Genomic DNA, 3,227 nt, shown 5'->3' with positions numbered 1-3,227 from the left:
GTCCGTACCGCAAGGAACCGACACCTGGAGCGACTGCGGCACCACCACGACCGACGCCTACCCGGCCGGCCCGCACGGCACCCCGTGCCGTTCCCTTCTTCTTGTACTGCTCGCCCACGGTGACCAGCTTGCTCCAGTCGCCCGCCCACAGCTTGCCGACCGCCGTCCGGTCGGTGGGCAGACCGGCCTCCTGGAAGAGGTCCTTGCGGTAGCAGATCGCCATCGGCCCGATATCGGTGCCGAGTCCGACGGTCTGCCCGTCCTTGGTGGAGGCCTGCTGCCACTTCCAGCTCAGCCAGTTGTTCTGGTCCACGCCCGAGAGCTTGGAGAGGTCCTCCAGCTTGCTCGCCTGGGTCTGCACGACCTCGGCAATGTTGCCGACCTCGACGGCCTGGACGTCCTGCAGGCCGCTGTTGGTGGTGAGGTGGTTGACCAGCGCCGGGTAGTAGTTCTCGTTCCGCTCGGTGACATTCTCCGTGATCTTGATGTTCGGGTGGAGCTTCTCGTACTCGGCGTACAGGCCGGCTTCCTTGAAGCCCTGCGTGCCGAAGAGGCCCATGGAGATCGTCGTCTTGCCGCTGCCGCCACCGCCGGTGTCGTCGCTGCCGCCACCACTGTCGTTGGCGCAGCCGGCCAGCAACGCTCCGCCCAGCGACACGATGGCCCCCAGGACGACCGCCTTGCGTGAGGCGGTTCGGGTACGTGCTCGCATTTACGTCCTCCTGTTGTGCTCTGACGTGCCGTCCCCTGGCCAACTGCACTGCTGGGCCCGTCTGTTTCTCGCTGCGGCTCGGGCGGGGAACGTGCGGGATGTGTATGCGTGAGATACCGTGGGAGCGCTCCCACTGGTGATGTGTTGAAGGGTCGCCGGTTCGAGGCGGCGTGTCAAGGCACCGAACGCGGAGGTATGTGTTCAGTTATCTGGCTGTTAGCTAACCGGAGTTGATGACCGGAATGCGCCGGACGGCGCCCCTCCGGTGAGTCCGATGTGCCCACATCCGCAGACGAGGCGGTTCGGGCCCGAAGCAGGGTCCGGGCGGCCCCAAGAGCCGGCAGTTCCGAGACCCCGCGCTGTTAAATTCCAGGCCAGCACAGAAACGTCGGTGAGAAGGGCGGAGCCCATGGCAAGCCAAGGAGCGCGGGGGCGCAGTGGTGGTCGGCCCACCCTCAGAGATGTCGCCGCCCGAGCCGGCGTGGGGCGGGGGACGGTCTCGCGGGTCATCAACGGGTCACCGCGAGTCAGTGACGGCACCCGGGCCGCCGTCGAGGCCGTGATAGCGGAGCTCGGCTATGTCCCGAACACGGCCGCGCGCGCCCTCGCCGCCAACCGTGCCAACGCCATTGCCCTGGTAGTCCCCGAGCCGGAGACCCGGTTCTTCGCAGAGCCGTACTTCTCCGAGATGCTCAGCGGCGTAGGTGCCGAACTCTCCGACACCGAGATGCAGTTGCTGTTGATTTTCGCGGACAACGACCGCGAACGGCGCCGACTCGCCCAGTACCTGGCCGCGCACCTGGTGGACGGGGTGCTGCTGGTGTCCGTGCACGCCGACGACCCGCTGCCCGATCTGGTGACCCAACTCGGGATCCCGGCCGTGATCAGCGGCCCGCGCTCGGCGACGGAGGCGCTGACCTCCGTGGACTCCGATAACTACGGCGGCGGCCGCTCGGCCGTCGAGCACCTGCTCGCCCGCGGTCGCCGGAAGATCGCGCACATCACCGGTCGTTTGGATGTGTATGGCGCCCAGCGCCGTCTCGACGGCTACCGCGAAGCCCTGCTCGATGCTAGCCGCACCGCGGTCGAACTCCTCGTCGAGCCCGGCTACTTCACCGAGGAGGGTGGCCGCCGGGCGATGACGAGACTTCTTGAACGCGAACCCGGCCTCGACGCGGTCTTCGCCGGTTCGGATGTGATGGCGGCGGGCGCCCGTCAGGTGCTGCGCGAGGCGGGCCGACGTATCCCCGACGACGTGGCACTGGTCGGGTACGACGACTCGGCCATCGCCCGGCACATGGACCCGCCGCTCACCAGTGTCCGCCAGCCCATCGATGAGATGGGCCGCGCGATGATCGATCTCCTCCTCACGGAGATCGCCGACCGCCGCCCGGCCGCCTCACGGGGATTGGAACGTCAGCACGCGGTACTGCGAACGGAACTGGTGCCCCGCGCATCTTCCTAGCGCCAGCTGCTGGACGGCTGGCCGAAAGGCATGTGGCTCATCGTCCGCAGGGAACGACCGCACCCCAGGACCCAGTTGAGGACCAGGACGATGACGGCATGCGGATCACCTTCATGATCGCCCTGCCAGCCAGCCGATCGCCCAACTCGAACTCCGTCACGGACTGCGGGCCCAGCCTCAGACGTAGCCCGGTCCGGCTTGCGTGACCTGCCCCTGCATCACACCGCGCAGAACAACCCGGGTCCGACGTCATTCGCCGGACATGGATTGGCGAATTCGGGCTCTGGCGCGTAAATAGCAGCAGGTCAGTACGACCGTGGGCAGGTCTGAGTGCCCGGTGGCCTTGGTGGTCGCCGGGTGTGCTGGCCCTGGCTGGTCAGGCGGCGCTTGTCAGCAGGTTGAGGGTGACGGTGTGGCCGAGCTGGTTGAGTGCGATGACGCGCGGCGGGTGGCGTGTTCGGGATCACGCCGGCGAAGTAGGTGTCGCAGAACTCGCGGTAGGCGACGACGTCGGTGAGCATGCGCCAGATCGCGGCGATCATCAAGTGTTAGACGGTGTCGGCTACCAGACCCTCAACGGGCCGCGGTGGGCGATGAGTCGTTCGTAGCGGGCCTGCAAGTAGGTTTCCTTGGTCCGCACCGCGCCGAAGGCGGCCAGGCCGAGGACGCCTTCGGGATGCGGGTTGCCAGAGACCTTGGCGCTCTTGGTGCGGCCGACAGATTACGCAGGGGCGGCCGGGACAGCCTTCGGCCCAGGAAGCGAGGAGCCTGACAGTGGCGAACTGGCTCATGTCGCCGCCGGTCTCCGCGATGATCGCGCCGCCGACCTGACTCGTCGTCTTTACACAGTGTGCCCCGAGCGCCGAGAGACCCTCACGAATGATCAAGGCTAGCGAGTGTGGCTGCACGGTCACTCCCGGACATCGCTTTCCCGCCGCCTTACGCACGGAACCGTTGTCCCGAATTATACGGTCATTGACCGTCATGACTGCCGCCGTGTGGATGTCAGGCCGAGGCCCGATCGACCGGCGGGCGAGTGACGAGCTGCTG

The 3,227-nt window shown here is 67.2% G+C and carries 2 protein-coding genes and 1 pseudogene; 2 read left to right on the top strand and 1 reads right to left on the bottom strand.

Annotated elements, in window-relative coordinates:
• Nucleotides 1-712, bottom strand: a 712-nt coding sequence (locus ABZ646_RS43550) for an extracellular solute-binding protein (RefSeq protein ID WP_360532460.1), incomplete at its 3' end; no start/stop codon positions are given.
• 409 nt (nucleotides 713-1,121) lie between these two features.
• On the opposite strand from ABZ646_RS43550, the gene ABZ646_RS43545 reads away from it, so the two are divergent.
• Entirely contained in the window at nucleotides 1,122-2,177 is a 1,056-nt protein-coding gene (locus ABZ646_RS43545; protein WP_360532456.1) for a LacI family DNA-binding transcriptional regulator, read from the top strand.
• A gap of 3 nt (nucleotides 2,178-2,180) precedes the next feature.
• Nucleotides 2,181-2,411, top strand: a pseudogene (locus ABZ646_RS43540) (IS1380 family transposase); the annotation flags it as partial.
• Between the last annotated feature and the right edge of the window lie 816 nt (nucleotides 2,412-3,227).

It is taken from the genome of Streptomyces sp. NPDC007162, from assembly GCF_040634175.1.
Lineage (GTDB): Bacteria > Actinomycetota > Actinomycetes > Streptomycetales > Streptomycetaceae > Streptomyces.
Note: the sequence above shows the minus strand (reverse complement) of the source record. Positions and strands in the feature narration are given on the sequence as shown.

What these genes read in the sequence shown, in the direction of transcription:
- ABZ646_RS43545 (WP_360532456.1), top strand. Translation starts at nt 1,122, where the DNA reads ATGGCAAGCCAAGGAGCGCGGGGGCGCAGTGGTGGTCGGCCCACCCTC.